Raw genomic sequence first — 15,341 nt, 5'->3', positions numbered from 1 at the left:
CCGCGCCACTGACGGCCGTCACACGGGGAAAACACCCCGGAACGCCCGGGAAATACCGTACGGACCACGGAGCGAAGACCAGCCTTTCCACGGAGACCTTCGCGAAAACGCCCCCGCGACGGCCCGCGGACTGGTCAACTTTGTTGCGGGGCGCCGTAGGGGAGCGGCGCCTTGAGCGCGACAGCGCACACGCCGAAGAACGACCGCACCATTCGGCTCCGCACCCCCGAGGGCGGAGCGCACCGCATCACAGGAGGCCGCCGGTGAGACGAGGGCGCCCAGGGGCACTGCCCCGAGGGACGGCGGAGCGCACACTGACCAGCGTCGGAACCGGCGAGGACGCCGGTTGGACGGACGACGACGAGCCCGAGGAGCGGAACGGCACCCCGCAGCCGGCACCGGAGGGCAGGCAAAGGGAAGCGTCCCGGCTCTGGCACATCACCCTCAGCGTCTCGGGGGCGGAAGCCCCCTTGAAGGAGGTCAGGCGCGCGCTCGAACAACTCGCGCACGACCATCCCTTCCTGCTGACCAGCCGCTATGCCAACGACCATGCGGAGATCCGCTACTGGGAGGAGGCGCGGGACCTGCACGACGCCGCGGCGGTCGCCCTGCGCCTGTGGGGCGAACACCGCTCCACCGCCAAGCTGCCCCCTTGGGAGATCGTCGGCCTGGAGGTCATCGACCGCGAGACCTACCACCAACGCATCGCAGAAGGCTACGGCCCACCCCCGGCCTCACCGGTCGGAGTCCACCCGTACTGAACCCCCCACCGTCCGCCCAGCCCCAACAACCCCACCCATCACAACCTGTAACCAATCACCACCACAGAGGAATTAATCACGCTCCGTAATTGTTGCCGGAGTATGAGGAGGCGGCGGGCAAGGCGGAGACAAAACCCGAGCCGGGCGACCACCCGAGCCGGACGACCAGCGGACCCGACGCATGGACTGCGGGCACGACGTGCGGTCTGTGGGCCCGCTGTGCGGACAGTGCGGACGGTGGGGGGCAGCGGGCCCCACGCGCGATGGGCACGGAGAGGCGCGGATGGACATGGGCAGGCCGCGGACGCGGATCGGGCCCGCCCGTAGATCGGGCCCGACGGATTGGGCCCGCCCGCGACCAGGGCGCTGCCCAGCTCGCGAACGGTGCGGGCCGCAGACCGGGTGCAGGCCTGACCGGGGGCAGGCCCGACGAACGGTGCGGGCCGGGGCGCAGGCCCGACCGCGGGAAGGTGCAGACGCGGGCCCCGTCCACCCACCGTCGTCGCCCCGTCCCGGAGTGTGAAATGCCGGATGGTCGCCCTGCGTCGCCCGGTTAGGCTGCGGGCATGACCAGCGCATCCGACGCCACCCAGACCTCGCCCGTCCTCGACACGGCCCGCCGCGCCCGGGAGGCGGCCGCCGCGCTCGCCCCGCTGCCGCGTACGGCACGTGACGGCGCGCTGCTGGCCATCGCCGACGCGCTGGAGGCCAGGACCGAGGAGATCGTCACCGCCAACGCGCAGGACACGGAGAAGGCGCGCGCGGCCGGCACCAGCGAGTCCATCGTGGATCGCCTCACCCTCACCCCCGAGCGGATCGCGGCGATCGCCGCGGACGTCCGCGATGTCGTGGCGCTGCCCGACCCGGTGGGCGAGGTGGTGCGCGGCTCGACGCTGCCCAACGGCCTCGACCTGCGTCAGGTGCGGGTGCCGCTCGGCGTGATCGGGATCATCTACGAGGCCCGCCCGAATGTGACGGTGGACGCCGCGGCCCTGTGCCTGAAGTCCGGGAACGCGGTGCTGCTGCGTGGCTCGTCCTCGGCGTACGCCTCCAACAGCGCGCTGGTGGAGGTGTTGCGGGACGCCGTCGTGAGCGCCGGGCTGCCGGCCGACGCGGTGCAGCTGGTGCCCGGCGAGAGCCGTGACTCGGTGCGCGAGCTGATGCGGGCCCGCGGCCTGGTCGACGTGCTGATCCCGCGCGGTGGCGCCTCGCTGATCCGTACGGTCGTCGAGGAGTCCACCGTCCCGGTGATCGAGACCGGTACCGGCAACTGCCACGTCTACATCGACGAGGCCGCCGACATCGACATGGCGATCGACATCCTCGTCAACTCCAAGGCCCAGCGGCCCAGTGTCTGCAACGCCGCGGAGACGGTGCTGGTGCACGCCGGGATCGCGGAGAAGTTCCTGCCGCGTGCCCTGGAGGCGCTGACCCAGGCCGGCGTGATCGTGCACGGTGACGAGGGCTGGCAGAAGGCCGGTCCCGGCCTGGTCGCGCCCGCCACCGACGAGGACTGGGCGACCGAGTACCTCTCGTACGACATCGCGGCCGCCGTGGTGCCCGACCTGGACGCGGCGGTGGCGCATATCCGCCGCTGGACGTCGGGTCACACCGAGGCCATCGTCACCACTTCGCAGGCCGCCGCCCGCCGGTTCACCCAGTTGGTGGATTCCACGACCGTCGCGGTCAACGCCTCCACCCGCTTCACCGACGGCGGCCAGTTCGGCTTCGGCGCGGAGATCGGCATCTCGACGCAGAAGCTGCACGCCCGTGGCCCCATGGGGCTGCCGGAGCTCACGTCCACGAAGTACATCGTCACGGGAGACGGCCACACCCGCTGAGGCGCCCCCGGATCCGCCCTGCCCTCCGCGTTGTTCCCTCTGCGTTCGCCCTGCCCAAAACGACGGGCCGGGGCTAACCTGGACGGGTGCCGGACGACGTGGGGGGCAGGCCGTTCCCGGACGGCGAAGAGCCCGACGAGCACCACCACGAGAGCCACGGAAACGCGGACGAAGAATTCGCCTCCGTGGTATTCGACGAGGATTTCGTACGGTCCGCGCAGTTCCATGAGCCTTCCGCGGTCGAGCGGCTGCTGGCCGCCGCGGAGGCGCGCGCGGAGGCCGAGGCGGCGCGTTCGGGGCCTGGTTTCGGCCGCGACGGCGCGGACGGCCATGAGGGCCATGACGGCTTGGATCCGGACGCCGACGACTACGACGCGCACGGCGAATATGTCGGGTACGGCGGCCGCGGGGACTACGACGACTACGGAGAGTACGGCGAGCACGGCCCGCACAGTCCGTACGGGCCCTACGGCGGCGCGCTGCGGCCTTATCGCAGCAGTGCGCGCTGGCACCGGCCGATAGCCTGGGTGCTGGCCGTCGTGATGGGTATCGGGCTGGTCGCGCTGGCCTTCAGCGCCGTCTACCGGGGGGCGTCCGGCCGGAATCAGAGCCCGGCGCCGCGGCCCGCCTCCAGCGGCACGGACGCGCCGTCATCCAGCGGTGCGGACGGTGTCCAGAAGGTGCGCCCGGGGCTGCTGCCGTCCGCATCGCCCGGATCCGCGCGGCCGACGGCCTCCACGGTGCCGCGGGGCCACTGACGCCGTCCTGGGGCCGCGAGACCGCCGCATACGGAAATTCATCGCGCGTCGCGCGGAAAACCACGGGCAAAGCGGAGCTGTCCGCTGAACTTGTGCCGCACCCGGGCGTTTACCTAGCCCCTCGCAGACCTACCCTAGTTGTATGACCGGGCCTGGTGACCCTCCCGAAGGGACGCCCAACGGCGCCTCGGGAGGCGGTGAGGACGAATACCGATCCGTTGTCTTCGACGAATCGTTCGTGCGCGCTGCGCGGCTGCAGGAATTCTCCGCGGACGAGCGGCTGGGCGAGCATCATTCGCCGGCCGTCAAGACCCGGCACGGCTGGCTGCGGGCCGGTGGCTCCAAGCAGGCGATCCTGCTGGTTCTGCTGATCGTGCTCGCTTTCGGCACCGCCGTCTACATGGGCGTACGCCACCCCTACAAGACCCCTGAGATGGTCCGGGCGCAGCCGCTGCGGTCCGCCGTGGTGCCGCTCGCACCGACCGGTGCCGTGCCCGGCGCGACGCCCGACGACCTGTTCGCGCACAGTCCCGCGGTGAACTTCCGCAGTGGGGCCGCGGGCGTCAATCTGCCCGCCGTGCAGCGCACCGAGCACTTCTCCGACGGCCAGATCGTCTCCGCGCTGACCATCGCCAAGGACTACGTCGTCCGCTCCTCGCTGGACCCGGCCACCCTCACCGGCGGTTCGGTGCGGCCGGTCAGGCTGCTCCTGGACACCAGCCAACTGGACCAGTTCGACCGGAGCTTGGCGCATCCCGACGACGACGGGCGGTATGCGGCGACCGGCTGGCTGATCCGTTTCGACCCGAAGCAGACCGAGCTGGCCGACCGTGACATCCGGGTCGACGGCACGCTGTCCGCCAGGGAGTTGAGCCCGGACGCGCTCGACATCACCGCCGACTACACCTTCGTCTACGCGGTGCGGCCCACCAAGGAAGCGCTGCGGGCCGGTCCCGCCGACGAGGGCGTGGGCAAGGTCACGCCGGGCGCCGCCTCGCTGTTCACCGTCCGCCGTGAGATGCACTTCCGTCTCGGCCGGGACGATCTCAACGACCACCGCCTGGAGGTGCTGCAGAGCAGCCTGCAGGCAGGGCCGCTGGCCTGCTCGTCCAAGCCGGCCGACGCGCTGCGTCCGCTGCTTGCGGGACAGCGCGCCGGCGTCGACCGGCCGGCGGGCACCGACCCCTACTCACGGAGCCATGCCAACCCCTCGCTCTGCGGCGAACTGGCGGCTACTTCCCAGCCGAACCCGAGCCATCCGATCCGTTAGCGCCGTCCGCGCCGCCTGAGCTGTCGGGCCGCTGGCCGGCACGGAAGACCGTGTCGCGCAGCTTGCCGCCCAAGTCGCCCGCGCCGCCCGCGATATCGCGCACCAGGCCCATCAGCGGGTCCTTGCTGTTGCGTACCGAGTCGGCGTAGTGCGCCGCGGAGTCCTTGAACGAGTCGGACACCGAGGTGTCCTTGTCCTCGCTGCGCCGCGGGTAGTGGCCGTCCATGATCCGCTGGTAGTCGCGGCTGGCCGCCCACTTCTTGAGCTCGGCGGCCCGCACGGTCGTGAACGGGTGGCTGCGCGGCAGGAGGTTGAGGATCTTCAGCACGGAGTCGCGCAGATCGCCGCCGGCCTCGTACTCGTCGGCCTGCTCCAGGAAGGCGTCGACGTTCATCTCGTGCAGGTGGTTGCCGCCGGCCAGCTTCATCAGACCGCGCATCGACGCCTGGAGGTCCTGCCCGACCAGCAGCCCGGCGCGGTCCGCGGACAGCTCCGACTTGCGGAACCACTCGCGCAGCGCGGTCACGATCGCCATGATCGCGACATTGCCCAGTGGGATCCACGCGACCTTCATGGCGAGGTTCGTCAGGAAGAGCAGGATCGTGCGGTAGACGGCGTGACCGGACAGTGCGTGCCCGACCTCATGGCCGATGACCGCCCGCATCTCCTCCTCGTCAAGGAGCTCGACGAGGCCGGTGGTCACCACGATGATCGGCTCGTCCAGGCCGATACACATGGCGTTGGGCTGCGGGTCCTGGTTCACGTACATCGGCGGGACCTTCTCCAGGTCCAGGATGTAGCAGGCGTCGCGCAGCATGTCGTTGAGATGCGCGAACTGCTGCTCGCCGACGCGGACCGAGTCCGAGAGGAAGAGCAGGCGCAGGCTGCGCTCCGGCAGCAGGCCGCTCAGCGTCTTGAATACGGTGTCGAAGCCGCTCAGCTTGCGCAGCGCCACCAGCGCCGAGCGGTCCGCCGGGTGTTCGTACGAGCGGGACGAGATTCCGGGGAAACGCCTGCGGTCCCGGCTCGGTACGTTCTCGCTGCCGCCTGGGCTCTCCGTCATTGGGGCCTCCCCCTGTTCGACTGCGTGTGTTCAGCGTAGAGGACGCCACTGACAGACGAATGGATGCTCGGGCGTACGCTGGCGATCGCACCAATGACCGCTCAGGACCGTACAAAAGGGAGCGCACCGTCATGCCGAATCCGAGTGTGCTGCTCGCCGTGGCAGCGCAGGAGACCTCCAAGGCCGACGGTCCCGGGTGGTTGCTGCGTGCGGTGATCATCGGCGGCGTCGTGGGGGTCGCCCTGCTCGCCTGGTTCCTGCTGCGCGGCTACGGCAATCAGGACTGACACGGCAATCGGGACCGAGGGTGCCGGTGTCCGGAGCGGCGGGCTTCGGGGTGCCCGTGGGTGGAGTCGCCGTGAGCCCGCGGTGAGCTGATGCTTACGATGTGGCGGAAGTCTCTGCCCGACCCCAGCCCGGATTGGTTCTGCCGACGATGAGCTTGCACACCACCGCACAGTCCCTGGTCTCCCTGGCCGCCGAACCCGGACATGAGGGCGGGCACGAAAGCCTCAACCCCTTCATCACCGGCGGCGGCGCCCTTTTTGTCCTGCTCCTCCTGCTGTGGATCACGACCCGTTTCAACCGGGACCGCTGAGCCTGAACCTCCGGCCCCCGGCATCGCGTCCCGCCAAGTAGGGTCTGCACGCATGGGAGAGCACACAGGGCCCGTGAAGCGGCGACTCGGAGTGATGGGCGGCACGTTCGACCCGATCCATCACGGACACCTGGTCGCCGCCAGCGAGGTGGCCAGCCAGTTCCACCTCGACGAGGTCATCTTCGTGCCCACGGGGCAGCCGTGGCAGAAGAGCCACAAGACGGTGTCCCCGGCCGAGGACCGGTATCTGATGACGGTCATCGCGACCGCCTCGAACCCGCAGTTCTCCGTCAGCCGCATCGACATCGACCGGGGCGGCAAGACGTACACCATCGACACCCTGCGTGATCTGCGTGCCGAGCACCTCGACGCGGATCTCTTCTTCATCACCGGCGCCGACGCGCTCGGCCAGATCCTCACCTGGCACGATGCCGAGGAGCTGGTCTCGCTCGCCCATTTCATCGGGGTCACCAGGCCCGGCCATGTGCTCGCGGATCCGGGGCTGCCCGAGGGTGCGGTGTCCCTGGTCGAGGTGCCCGCGCTGGCCATCTCCTCGACCGACTGCCGGGCGCGGGTCGCCCAGGGGGATCCGGTCTGGTACCTGGTTCCGGACGGTGTGGTGCGCTACATCGACAAAAAACAGCTGTACCGCGACGACCGCTGACGGGGCTGACGGAAAGGGGCATCGGTGAGCGACCGACAGGATCCGTACGGGCCGCAGGACCCGTACGCCCACGACCCGTATGCCCAGGAGCAGGGGCAGCCGGGCTACGCCTATGACGCCTACGGGCAGCCGGTGTACCGCGACGCGGCGCAGCAGCCGTACGAGCAGCGCTATGACCAGTACGGGCAGCCGGCCGGGCCCGGTCCGTCCTCCTATGACGGCTATGACCCGTACCAGGGGCAGCAGCCGCATCAGGGGCAGCAGGAGTACGGCTACGACACTTCGTACGGCGGCGGCCGGCAACAGCCCGGCTACCCGCAGCAGTACGACCCGTACGCCCAGCCCCAGGCTCCCCAGCAGCAGCAGCAGCAGCAGCAGCAACAGCAGCAGGAGTGGATCCCGCAGCAGGCGCCGCGGACGCCTTACGAGGAGAGGTCCCCCTATGAGGAGCTCTCCCCTTACGAGGACGCCGGGCAGCGGCAGTACGAGGAGCCGCGGCCGCCGGCTCAGCGCCGCGGCCCGTCGGGCGGCGCGGAGTCCCGTGCCGCGGCCGGTGGGGCCGGCCCGTCGTCCTCGGACCCGGAGTACCGCACCGAGCAGTTCTCCTTCATCGAGGAGCCGGACGAGGACTCCGAAGACGTCATCGACTGGCTGAAGTTCACCGAGAGCCGCACCGAGCGGCGCGAGGAGGCCAAGCGCCGCGGCCGCAGCCGGATCGTGGCGCTGACCGTCGTGCTGGCCCTGGTGGTCGCCGGCGGCGTGGGCTATCTGTGGTGGGCGGGCAAGCTCCCGGGGCTGTCCGGCGCGGCAGCCGGCAAGGAGGCCGGCGGACAGGGCCAGAAGCGCGATGTCCTCGTCGTGCATCTACGGGACACCAAGACCGGCAACAGCTCGACGGCGCTGCTTGTGGACAACGAGACCACCCACAAGGGCACCACCGTCCTCCTGCCCAACAACCTCGTCGTCGCCAAGGACGACGGGACCGCCACCACGCTCGGCAAGTCCGTCAAGGACGAGGGCTCCGACCCGACCCGGGAGTCCCTCAACACGCTCCTGGGCGCCGACCTCAAGGCCAGCTGGCGGTTGGACACCCCGTATCTGGAGAACCTCGTCGAGACGGTCGGCGGCATCACCCTCGACACCAACGCCACCGTGCCCGGCGCCAAGAAGGGCGGCTCCCCGCTGGTCAAGCAGGGCCGCGCACAGGACCTCAGCGGGCAGGCGGCCGTCGCGTACGCCACCTACCAGGCCCGGGGCGAGAGCCAGCTCACGCAGCTGCAGCGGTTCGGGCAGGTCATGCAGGCCACGCTGAAGAAGGTCTCCAGTGACGCGGACGGCGCCACCGCCATCGTGAAGGCGCTGCTGCAGGTCCTGGACCCGCCGCTGACCGAGGCCGAGCTGGGCAGCTCGCTGGCGCAGCGGGCGGAGCTGGCGAAGACCGGCGCCTACCGCACCACCCTGCTGCCCGTGCAGGCGAACGGCACACTCAGCCCGACGGCGTCGGACGCCGTGGTCAAGGACGTGCTCGGCGGCACGGTCAAGAAGACCGACCCCGAGGCGACCGCCCGGGTCGCGGTGCGCAACGCCAGCGGCACCAAGGCCGCCACCGGAAAGGCGCAGGTCGCCCTGGTCAACGGCGGCTACACCTTCGTCGACGACGGCACCGAGACGGCGGCCAGCGCCACGTCCCGGGTGACCTACGGGGACGCCGGGCAGAAGGCGAAGGCCGCGGAGGTCGCCAAGACGCTGGGCCTGCCGGTGAGCGCGGTCCAGCAGGGCAAGGGCGCTTCGAACGCCGATATCAGCGTCGTCCTGGGCCAGGACTTCAAGGGCTGACCGGGGAACGGAGGAGGGGCCCCTGCCGGTGGTGCGAGGGCCCCACCAGGAGTCGGGACGGGTGGGCCCCACCAGGGTCCGGCACGGGTGGCCGGGGCCTGGCCGGTGGGCGGGCCCCTGCCGGTGGTGCGGGGCCCACCGGCAGGCAGTCCGATCATGAACCGACCGGTGTGTTCGAAAAGCCATCCGGGAGTGTCGGTGGTCCGTGAGACCCTTGAGGGGTACCTGACCGCCGACCCGGCCGCCCAAGGCGGCGCCGGCGCGCCGCGATGCCGTCGCGAGCCGTCCGCCCCGGCCGGAGAAGCTGCCCTCGACCCGGAAAGCCGCTTGTGACCGCCACGGACCGCTCCATCGAGCTCATCAACGCCGCCGCTCAGGCGGCCGCCGACAAGCTCGCGCACGACATCATCGCCTACGACGTCAGCGACGTCCTTTCGATCACCGACGCCTTCCTTCTGGCCTCGGCCCCCAGTGACCGCCAGGTCAAGTCGATCGTCGACGAGATCGAGGAACGGCTCAACAAGGACCTCGGCGCCAAGCCGGTCCGCCGCGAAGGCGACCGCGAGGCCCGCTGGGTGCTGCTCGACTACGTCGACATCGTGGTGCACGTCCAGCACAGCGAGGAGCGGGTGTTCTACGCGCTCGAGCGCCTGTGGAAGGACTGCCCCGAGATCGACCTCCCCGAGGAGGCCAGGGCGACCCGCGGCAAGGCCGCCGCGTACGCCGAGGCCACGACCGGCGAGCAGGACGGAGACCGGCTCTGAGCGGCACCAAGGGCGACCGGGGCCGCCGGGTCGTCCTGTGGCGCCACGGTCAGACGGCCTGGAATCTGGAGCGCCGCTTCCAGGGATCCACGGACATCGCGCTGACGGAGGCGGGCCTCGGGCAGGCCCGCCGCTCGGCCCGGCTGCTCGCGGCCCTGAAGCCGGATGCCATCGTCGCCTCCGACCTGAAGCGGGCCGCGGCGACGGCGCGTGAGCTGGCCGCCCTGACCCGGCTCGACGTGACGCACGACGCGGCTCTGCGGGAGACGTACGCGGGCGACTGGCAGGGCCTGACGCACGACGAGATCCTCGCGCGGTACGGCGAGCAGTACACCGCCTGGAAGCGCGGCGAGCCGGTGCGCCGCGGCGGCGGCGAGCTGGAGACCGAGGTCGCCGACCGGGCCGCCCCGTTCGTGCTCGGCCACGCCGACAAGCTGCCCGAGAACGGCACCCTGGTCGTCGTCAGCCACGGCGGCACGATCCGCACCACCATCGGGCGGCTGCTCGGCCTGGAGCCCCACCACTGGGAGGGCCTGGGCGGTCTGTCCAACTGCTGCTGGTCCGTGCTGGGTGAGGGCGCGCGCGGCTGGCGCCTGCTGGAGCACAACGCAGGCACCCTGCCGGAGCCGGTCCTCGGGGACGACGTCTGATCCCGGTGCCGACCCCCGGGGGCGGGGCCGGCCGACCGGATTTCACATCCGGGCAGGTCGCAGGCTAAAGTTCATCTTGTTCGCGGCGCCGCCGGGGGAAAAACCCGGAGGGCCGGAACAAGACCCGGGGCTATAGCTCAGTTGGTAGAGCGCCTGCATGGCATGCAGGAGGTCAGGAGTTCAATTCTCCTTAGCTCCACAACCCGGATGATCCCGTCTCCTCGCGGAGCCAGTGCCCGACACTGGATCGTGAGAGGCGGGATCTTCGCGTTATGCGCGCGATCCGGCCGCGATGGCCGATCAGGGCCCGCGACGAACCGCTTGCGCTCATTCCCTCGCCTCACCTCCCCTCCGCTTCCCTCGTCTCCCCTTCGCCAACTCCCCTCATCATTAAATCCGTTGGCACTGACAAGGGGCCGCGGGCGGCCTCGTGTGGCCGTCAGACGGGTCGAATCGCCCCGGGGCGCCGCCCGTCGGACGGGGTGGCTCGAAGGCGGGCCTGACCCGGTCGGCGGTCCGTGGCAGAATCGGACGGCGCCGGCAGGGGAGGAGATATTGCGATGCCCACGAGCATCCTCGAGGAGGTCAATGACCTGCTCGAGCTGGCCGAGGCGCAGGGTTATGACTGGCTGCCGGAATACGCGCTCCGCTTCACCTGTCCGCTCGACGGCCCGGGGGCGGTATGCCTTGATGGCGACGGTTCCGCCCTGCAGTGCCCCTCCTGCGGTTCCTCGCACGTCGCGCAGATGCTGGGCGACAACGGAGGGATCTCGTTCGTCTGTACGGCCTGCGGCCACAGTTGGAGCTGACTGATGGGCGCTCACAGCAGGAAATGCGACTGGTGCGGCAGCGGTACGCCGATCGTCCGTGACATGGAGCCGGTCAACGCCGATTACCAGTACTGGTGCGAGGAATGCGCCCGTGCCCTGGTCATAAAGGGCGATCCCATCGAGACCTACCGGGAGCTCGACGGGGAGCCGATCTACGGGCGGCTGCTGGACGAGCACTGCACGCTGAAGCGGTTCTATTCGTTCGCGACGGCCTGAGCCGGGCTGTCCGGGTTCGTCCCGGTGTCGTGCGGGGAAACGGCCTCGGTGCGCGGCAGGGAAGGCTTGCCGGAGCCGCCAACTCCCCTCCGGTGGCGCTTCGTGAGCCGCCGCAGCCGGGCCGAGGCCAGCGCGAGCAGGGCCAGGCCGGCGAGCTGGTAGCCGCCGGAGAGCAGCATCTGGATGCCGTTCTGGTGGAGTTCCTCGTGGTGGCCCCAGCGGTGTGGCACCCACCACAGGGCGAACGAGCAGAACAGGACGCCCGTCGCGGCGGTCGTCGCCCACCAGCGGCGGGCCGCGGCCCCGGTACGGCGCAGCGCCTCGGAGCCGAGCAGGATCAGCATCGGGACGATCCACACCCAGTGGTGCGACCAGGAGACCGGGCTCACCAGCAGGGCGGTCGCGGCGCAGGCGACGGCGGCCCAGGCGCGCTCCCCGCGCAGCAGCGACCAGGTGGCCAGGGCCAGCCCGGCCGCGGCCGTCAGCCCGGCCACGACGATCCAGGCCGCGCCCGGGTCGTGGGTGTGCAGCAGCCGGCCGAGGGCGCCGCGCAGCGACTGGTTCGCGGTGATCTCCACCTCACCGACGCGGTCGGCGGCGAAGACGATCTCGGTCCAGAAGCGGTGTGAGTCACGCGGCAGGGCGAGCGCGCCGAGGAGCGCGGTGCCGAGGAAGGCCGCGATGGCGACGGCGGCCTGCCACAGCCAGGGGTTCCAGGCGGCGCGTGCCCCGGCACCGGCGCGTACCCGTCGGCCGGCGCTGACGAGGCCGGCCAGTGCGAGGAAGACGGCGAACAGGGCGGGGGTGAGCTTGATGCCGGCCGCGATGCCGATGCCGATGCCCGCCCAGCGGTGGGTGTCCTTGCGGGTCAGGTCCCACAGGACCAGCGCGGCCAGGAGGAGGTTGATCTGGCCGTAGCGCAGCGTCGTCCACACCGGCTCGCACCACACCAGGAGGGCGGAGAGCGCCAGCGTCGCCGCGGGGCGGGGGAGCCGCAGGGGCCGGCCCACCAGCCGTAGCGAGAGGTGGACGACGGAGACGAGCAGCAGGAGGTTGCCGGCGGTGGCCAGGGTCCGCATGGCCGGCACGCCGAGCAGGGTGAGCGGGGTGAAGAGCAGTGCGGCGAAGGGCGGATAGGTGTTGGGCAGATGCGCCGAGGTCGCGACCATGTCGTAGAGGTCCTCGCCGTTGCGGGCGGTCCAGCCCTCGGCGCGGTAGACCATGAGGTCGATCATCGTCACGTGTGCCAGGCGCTGCGCGATCCAGAAGGCGGTGAACGAGAAGGCGCAGGCCAGGGCCGCTGCCAGGGTCGGGTGCCGGCGGACGAGGTCCCGGAGGGGGGTGGCGCCGCGGGGGTCGGCGGACTGTTCCAGCTCCAGCGCGGTCACGGCGTTCGACTCCCCAGGACGAATCGGGCACAGATCGCCGACAGTACCGCGCGTCGCGCCGCGGGGCCTCCGGGAGAACGATTTGGCGAAAGCCCGGGAGGGCCGTGTAATGTAGGCGATGCCGCAGCGGGGAACCGCGGCGGAGCGAAACAAGGGGCTATAGCTCAGTTGGTAGAGCGCCTGCATGGCATGCAGGAGGTCAGGAGTTCAATTCTCCTTAGCTCCACAACAATCAGAGCGGGTCGTCCACAGCGGACGGCCCGCTTTGTTGTGCGCTTCGGTGGATCCGTCCCTACGGGTGCGGAGTTCCGCGCGGATTGTCCCGCTGTGCGGTCAACGGGCCGTCGCCCAGGGCGACTTGCCGACCGTCTCCTGGTCTGTTCCTGACCTTTCCTTGTCGTTCCTTGAGGCCTTCTTGGTGATCGCATGTCCCTGACATGAACAGTTCACCGAAAGAGTGGCGAATCGCGTGAGTGCCGCATCCGTCGCATTCACCGCTCATGAGGTGCCGCGCACCGGCGCACCGCATCGTCGCCGCTCAGGGGGTTACATGAGTTCACGCCGCTTCAGAACACTGCGCGCCCGTACCGGTCTGGTCTGGGCCGCGGCACTGCCGCTGGTCGCCGGCGCGCTCGCGCTGGGCGCGCCCAGCGCCGACGCCGCGGGCCACGACGGTGGCCGGCACACGCTGCTGGGGACCAAGCCGCTGTGGGCCACCCGGCAGGCCGACGAGGGCGCCACTGCCGGCTCCGCGGACGTCACCGCCCGGGTCTATCTGGCCGGCCGCGACGCCAAGGGCCTCGCGGCCTACGCCAGGGCCGTGTCCGACCCGCGCTCCGCCGCGTACGGGAAGTACCTCGGCCCCGCCCAGGCGAAGGCCCGCTACGGCGCCACCCGCGACCAGATAGCCCGGGTGACGGACTGGCTGAAGACGTCCGGCCTGACGATCACCGGAACCACCAGCCGCTATGTGGCGGTCAAGGGCGACGCGGCCGCCGTCAAGCGCGCCTTCGCCACCGACCTGCACAACTACCGCAAGAGCGGACACACTTACCACGCGCCGTCGGCCGCCGCCTCCGCGCCCGCCTCCCTGGCCGACGCGGTGCTCACCGTCACCGGCCTGAACAACGCGCCGCGGCTCGCCAGGCACCACGCGCAACTGCCCCCGCCGCCCCAGGTCTTCCGCAACTCGGGACCGTTCTCCACCTACTACGGCTCCCGCACCGACAAGAACCTGCCGTCGGCCTACGGGGCCAAGGCGCCGTACGCCGTCAAGGGCTACACCGGCAAGCAGCTGCGCGCCGCCTACGGGGCGAAGGGCTGGACCGGCAAGGGCGTCACCGTGGCGATCACCGACGCCTACGCCTCGCCGACCATCTCGCAGGACGCCGGCACCTACGCCGCCCGCAACGGCGACCCGGGCTACCGCCGAGGTCAGCTCTCCCAGGTGCTGCCCAAGAAGTACTCGCACATCAAGGAGTGCGACGCGGCCGGCTGGTACGGCGAGGAGACCCTCGACGTCGAGGCCGTGCACGCCGTCGCCCCCGACTCCGACATCGTCTACGTGGGCGGCGCCTCCTGCATGGACGACGATCTGCTGGACTCGCTCGGCAAGATCGTCGACGGGCATCTCGCCGATATCGTCTCCAACTCCTGGGGCGACATCGAAGCCAACCAGACCCCGGACGTGGCCGCCGCCTACGACCAGGTCTTCCAGCAGGGCGCCGTACAGGGCATCGGCTTCTACTTCTCCTCCGGCGACAACGGCGACGAGGTCGCCAACACCGGCACCAAGCAGGTGGACACCCCGGCGAACTCCGCGTGGGTGACCGCGGTCGGCGGCACCTCCCTGGCCGTCGGCAAGAACGACACCTACCAGTGGGAGACCGGCTGGGGCACCCAGAAGGCCGTCCTCTCCAAGGACGGCAACAGCTGGGACGGCTTCCCCGGCGCCTTCACCAGTGGCGCGGGCGGCGGCACCAGCAAGACCGTCCCGCAGCCCTACTACCAGCGCGGCGTCGTCCCCGACGGGCTCGCGCGGGCGGGCGGCCTGAGCGCGATGCGCGCCGTCCCGGACATCGCGGCGGTCGGCGACCCCAACACCGGATTCCTGGTGGGCCAGACCCAGACCCTGCCGGACGGCAAGACCCAGGCGTACGACGAGTACCGCATCGGCGGGACCTCGCTCGCCGCGCCGGTGATCGCCGGCATTCAGGCGCTCGCCCAGCAGGCCCGGCACGGCGTCGCCATCGGCTTCGCCAACCCCGGCATCTACCAGCGCTACGGCACCGCCGCGTACCACGACGTCACCGACCACCCGCTGGGTGCCGGGCGTGACCTCGCGGTCGTCCGCGTCGACTACAACAACGGCGTTGACACCGGTGAAGGGACCACCACCTCCTTGCGCAGCCTCGGCAAGGACAGCTCCCTGCACGCGGTCGTCGGTTACGACGACGTCACCGGCGTGGGGACGCCGGGCGCCGGATATGTGAGCTCCTACCGGCCCTGACACGCAGGGGGCCCGCGCGGGGGAATCCTCCGCGCGGGCCCCGTGCGCCCTGCGGTACCCTGACGCCATGCGTGCCGTGCGCCTTCTGCTTAGCGGGCCGCGCTGATCAGTTCCGACCGGGCCATCCGCTGTGGCCGCCCGGGTCGGCATCGGCGCGGCGTCCCCTCCTGTGCGAGGGGCGTTTTTGTTTCCG

At 70.9% G+C, this 15,341-nt stretch carries 15 protein-coding genes and 2 tRNA genes; 15 read left to right on the top strand and 2 right to left on the bottom strand.

Annotation, left to right across the window (positions count from 1 at the left end):
• Positions 1-263: 263 nt before the first annotated feature.
• The 4 genes from FCH28_RS10870 to FCH28_RS10855 all read left to right on the top strand — a co-directional run bounded on the left by FCH28_RS10870 (position 264) and on the right by FCH28_RS10855 (position 4,630).
• Positions 264-761 (top strand): hypothetical protein, encoded by a 498-nt coding sequence (locus FCH28_RS10870; protein WP_136739604.1) that lies wholly within the window; start codon positions 264-266, stop codon positions 759-761.
• A gap of 566 nt (positions 762-1,327) precedes the next feature.
• Positions 1,328-2,602, top strand: coding sequence for a glutamate-5-semialdehyde dehydrogenase (locus tag FCH28_RS10865; RefSeq protein ID WP_136739603.1), 1,275 nt, complete (start codon positions 1,328-1,330; stop codon positions 2,600-2,602).
• A gap of 86 nt (positions 2,603-2,688) precedes the next feature.
• The gene (locus FCH28_RS10860; protein ID WP_136739602.1) at positions 2,689-3,360 is read left to right on the top strand and encodes an SCO2584 family spore wall biosynthesis protein; all 672 of its coding nucleotides are present in this window, start codon (positions 2,689-2,691) and stop codon (positions 3,358-3,360) included.
• Between the two features lie 142 nt (positions 3,361-3,502).
• Positions 3,503-4,630, top strand: coding sequence for an SCO2583 family membrane protein (locus tag FCH28_RS10855; protein WP_136739601.1), 1,128 nt, complete (start codon positions 3,503-3,505; stop codon positions 4,628-4,630).
• On the opposite strand, the gene FCH28_RS10850 is transcribed toward FCH28_RS10855, so the two are convergent.
• Positions 4,593-5,693, bottom strand: coding sequence for a M48 family metallopeptidase (locus tag FCH28_RS10850; RefSeq protein ID WP_136739600.1), 1,101 nt, complete (start codon positions 5,691-5,693; stop codon positions 4,593-4,595). The two genes, FCH28_RS10855 and FCH28_RS10850, sit on opposite strands and share 38 nt — an antisense overlap.
• 131 nt (positions 5,694-5,824) lie before the next feature.
• Between FCH28_RS10850 and FCH28_RS38045 the strand changes: the two genes are divergently transcribed.
• The 9 genes from FCH28_RS38045 (at position 5,825) to FCH28_RS10815 (ending at position 11,251) form a co-directional block, all read left to right on the top strand.
• On the top strand, positions 5,825-5,980 hold the full coding sequence (locus FCH28_RS38045; protein WP_169314118.1) for a hypothetical protein: 156 nt from the start codon (positions 5,825-5,827) through the stop codon (positions 5,978-5,980).
• 149 nt (positions 5,981-6,129) lie between these two features.
• Positions 6,130-6,291, top strand: a complete 162-nt coding sequence (locus tag FCH28_RS38040; RefSeq protein WP_169314117.1) for a hypothetical protein — start codon at positions 6,130-6,132, stop codon at positions 6,289-6,291.
• Between the two features lie 52 nt (positions 6,292-6,343).
• The gene (gene nadD / locus FCH28_RS10845; RefSeq protein WP_136739599.1) at positions 6,344-6,955 is read left to right on the top strand and encodes a nicotinate-nucleotide adenylyltransferase; all 612 of its coding nucleotides are present in this window, start codon (positions 6,344-6,346) and stop codon (positions 6,953-6,955) included.
• A gap of 24 nt (positions 6,956-6,979) precedes the next feature.
• Positions 6,980-8,791: an LCP family protein gene (locus tag FCH28_RS10840; protein WP_136739598.1), complete on the top strand. Its 1,812-nt coding sequence runs from the start codon at positions 6,980-6,982 to the stop codon at positions 8,789-8,791.
• Between the two features lie 329 nt (positions 8,792-9,120).
• On the top strand, positions 9,121-9,555 hold the full coding sequence (gene rsfS / locus FCH28_RS10835; protein WP_136739597.1) for a ribosome silencing factor: 435 nt from the start codon (positions 9,121-9,123) through the stop codon (positions 9,553-9,555).
• The gene (locus FCH28_RS10830; RefSeq protein ID WP_136739944.1) at positions 9,552-10,205 is read left to right on the top strand and encodes a histidine phosphatase family protein; all 654 of its coding nucleotides are present in this window, start codon (positions 9,552-9,554) and stop codon (positions 10,203-10,205) included. Before rsfS ends, FCH28_RS10830 begins: the two co-directional genes overlap by 4 nt.
• 126 nt (positions 10,206-10,331) lie before the next feature.
• Positions 10,332-10,404, top strand: a tRNA-Ala gene (locus FCH28_RS10825).
• Between the two features lie 361 nt (positions 10,405-10,765).
• Complete coding sequence (locus FCH28_RS10820; protein WP_136739596.1) at positions 10,766-11,014, top strand: hypothetical protein; 249 nt, start codon at positions 10,766-10,768, stop codon at positions 11,012-11,014.
• A gap of 3 nt (positions 11,015-11,017) precedes the next feature.
• Complete coding sequence (locus tag FCH28_RS10815) at positions 11,018-11,251, top strand: hypothetical protein (RefSeq protein WP_004571982.1); 234 nt, start codon at positions 11,018-11,020, stop codon at positions 11,249-11,251.
• On the opposite strand, the gene FCH28_RS10810 is transcribed toward FCH28_RS10815, so the two are convergent.
• The gene (locus FCH28_RS10810; RefSeq protein ID WP_187363806.1) at positions 11,230-12,639 is read right to left on the bottom strand and encodes a glycosyltransferase 87 family protein; all 1,410 of its coding nucleotides are present in this window, start codon (positions 12,637-12,639) and stop codon (positions 11,230-11,232) included. The two genes, FCH28_RS10815 and FCH28_RS10810, sit on opposite strands and share 22 nt — an antisense overlap.
• Before the next feature lie 153 nt (positions 12,640-12,792).
• Between FCH28_RS10810 and FCH28_RS10805 the strand changes: the two genes are divergently transcribed.
• A tRNA-Ala gene (locus FCH28_RS10805) sits at positions 12,793-12,865 on the top strand.
• 324 nt (positions 12,866-13,189) lie between these two features.
• On the top strand, positions 13,190-15,148 hold the full coding sequence (locus FCH28_RS10800) for a S53 family peptidase (RefSeq protein WP_136739595.1): 1,959 nt from the start codon (positions 13,190-13,192) through the stop codon (positions 15,146-15,148).
• Positions 15,149-15,341 lie beyond the last annotated feature (193 nt).

This window comes from Streptomyces piniterrae (genome assembly GCF_005048155.1).
Taxonomy (GTDB): Bacteria; Actinomycetota; Actinomycetes; order Streptomycetales; family Streptomycetaceae; genus Streptomyces; species Streptomyces piniterrae.
The sequence above is the reverse complement of the archived record's forward strand: the minus strand, read 5'-3'. Positions and strand labels throughout refer to the sequence as shown.

What these genes read in the sequence shown, in the direction of transcription:
- FCH28_RS10865 (WP_136739603.1), top strand. Translation starts at nt 1,328, where the DNA reads ATGACCAGCGCATCCGACGCCACCCAGACCTCGCCCGTCCTCGACACG.
- FCH28_RS10855 (WP_136739601.1), top strand. Translation starts at nt 3,503, where the DNA reads ATGACCGGGCCTGGTGACCCTCCCGAAGGGACGCCCAACGGCGCCTCG.
- FCH28_RS10850 (WP_136739600.1), bottom strand. Translation starts at nt 5,693, where the DNA reads ATGACGGAGAGCCCAGGCGGCAGCGAGAACGTACCGAGCCGGGACCGC.
- FCH28_RS38045 (WP_169314118.1), top strand. Translation starts at nt 5,825, where the DNA reads ATGCCGAATCCGAGTGTGCTGCTCGCCGTGGCAGCGCAGGAGACCTCC.
- FCH28_RS38040 (WP_169314117.1), top strand. Translation starts at nt 6,130, where the DNA reads ATGAGCTTGCACACCACCGCACAGTCCCTGGTCTCCCTGGCCGCCGAA.
- nadD (WP_136739599.1), top strand. Translation starts at nt 6,344, where the DNA reads ATGGGAGAGCACACAGGGCCCGTGAAGCGGCGACTCGGAGTGATGGGC.
- FCH28_RS10820 (WP_136739596.1), top strand. Translation starts at nt 10,766, where the DNA reads ATGCCCACGAGCATCCTCGAGGAGGTCAATGACCTGCTCGAGCTGGCC.
- FCH28_RS10815 (WP_004571982.1), top strand. Translation starts at nt 11,018, where the DNA reads ATGGGCGCTCACAGCAGGAAATGCGACTGGTGCGGCAGCGGTACGCCG.
- FCH28_RS10800 (WP_136739595.1), top strand. Translation starts at nt 13,190, where the DNA reads ATGAGTTCACGCCGCTTCAGAACACTGCGCGCCCGTACCGGTCTGGTC.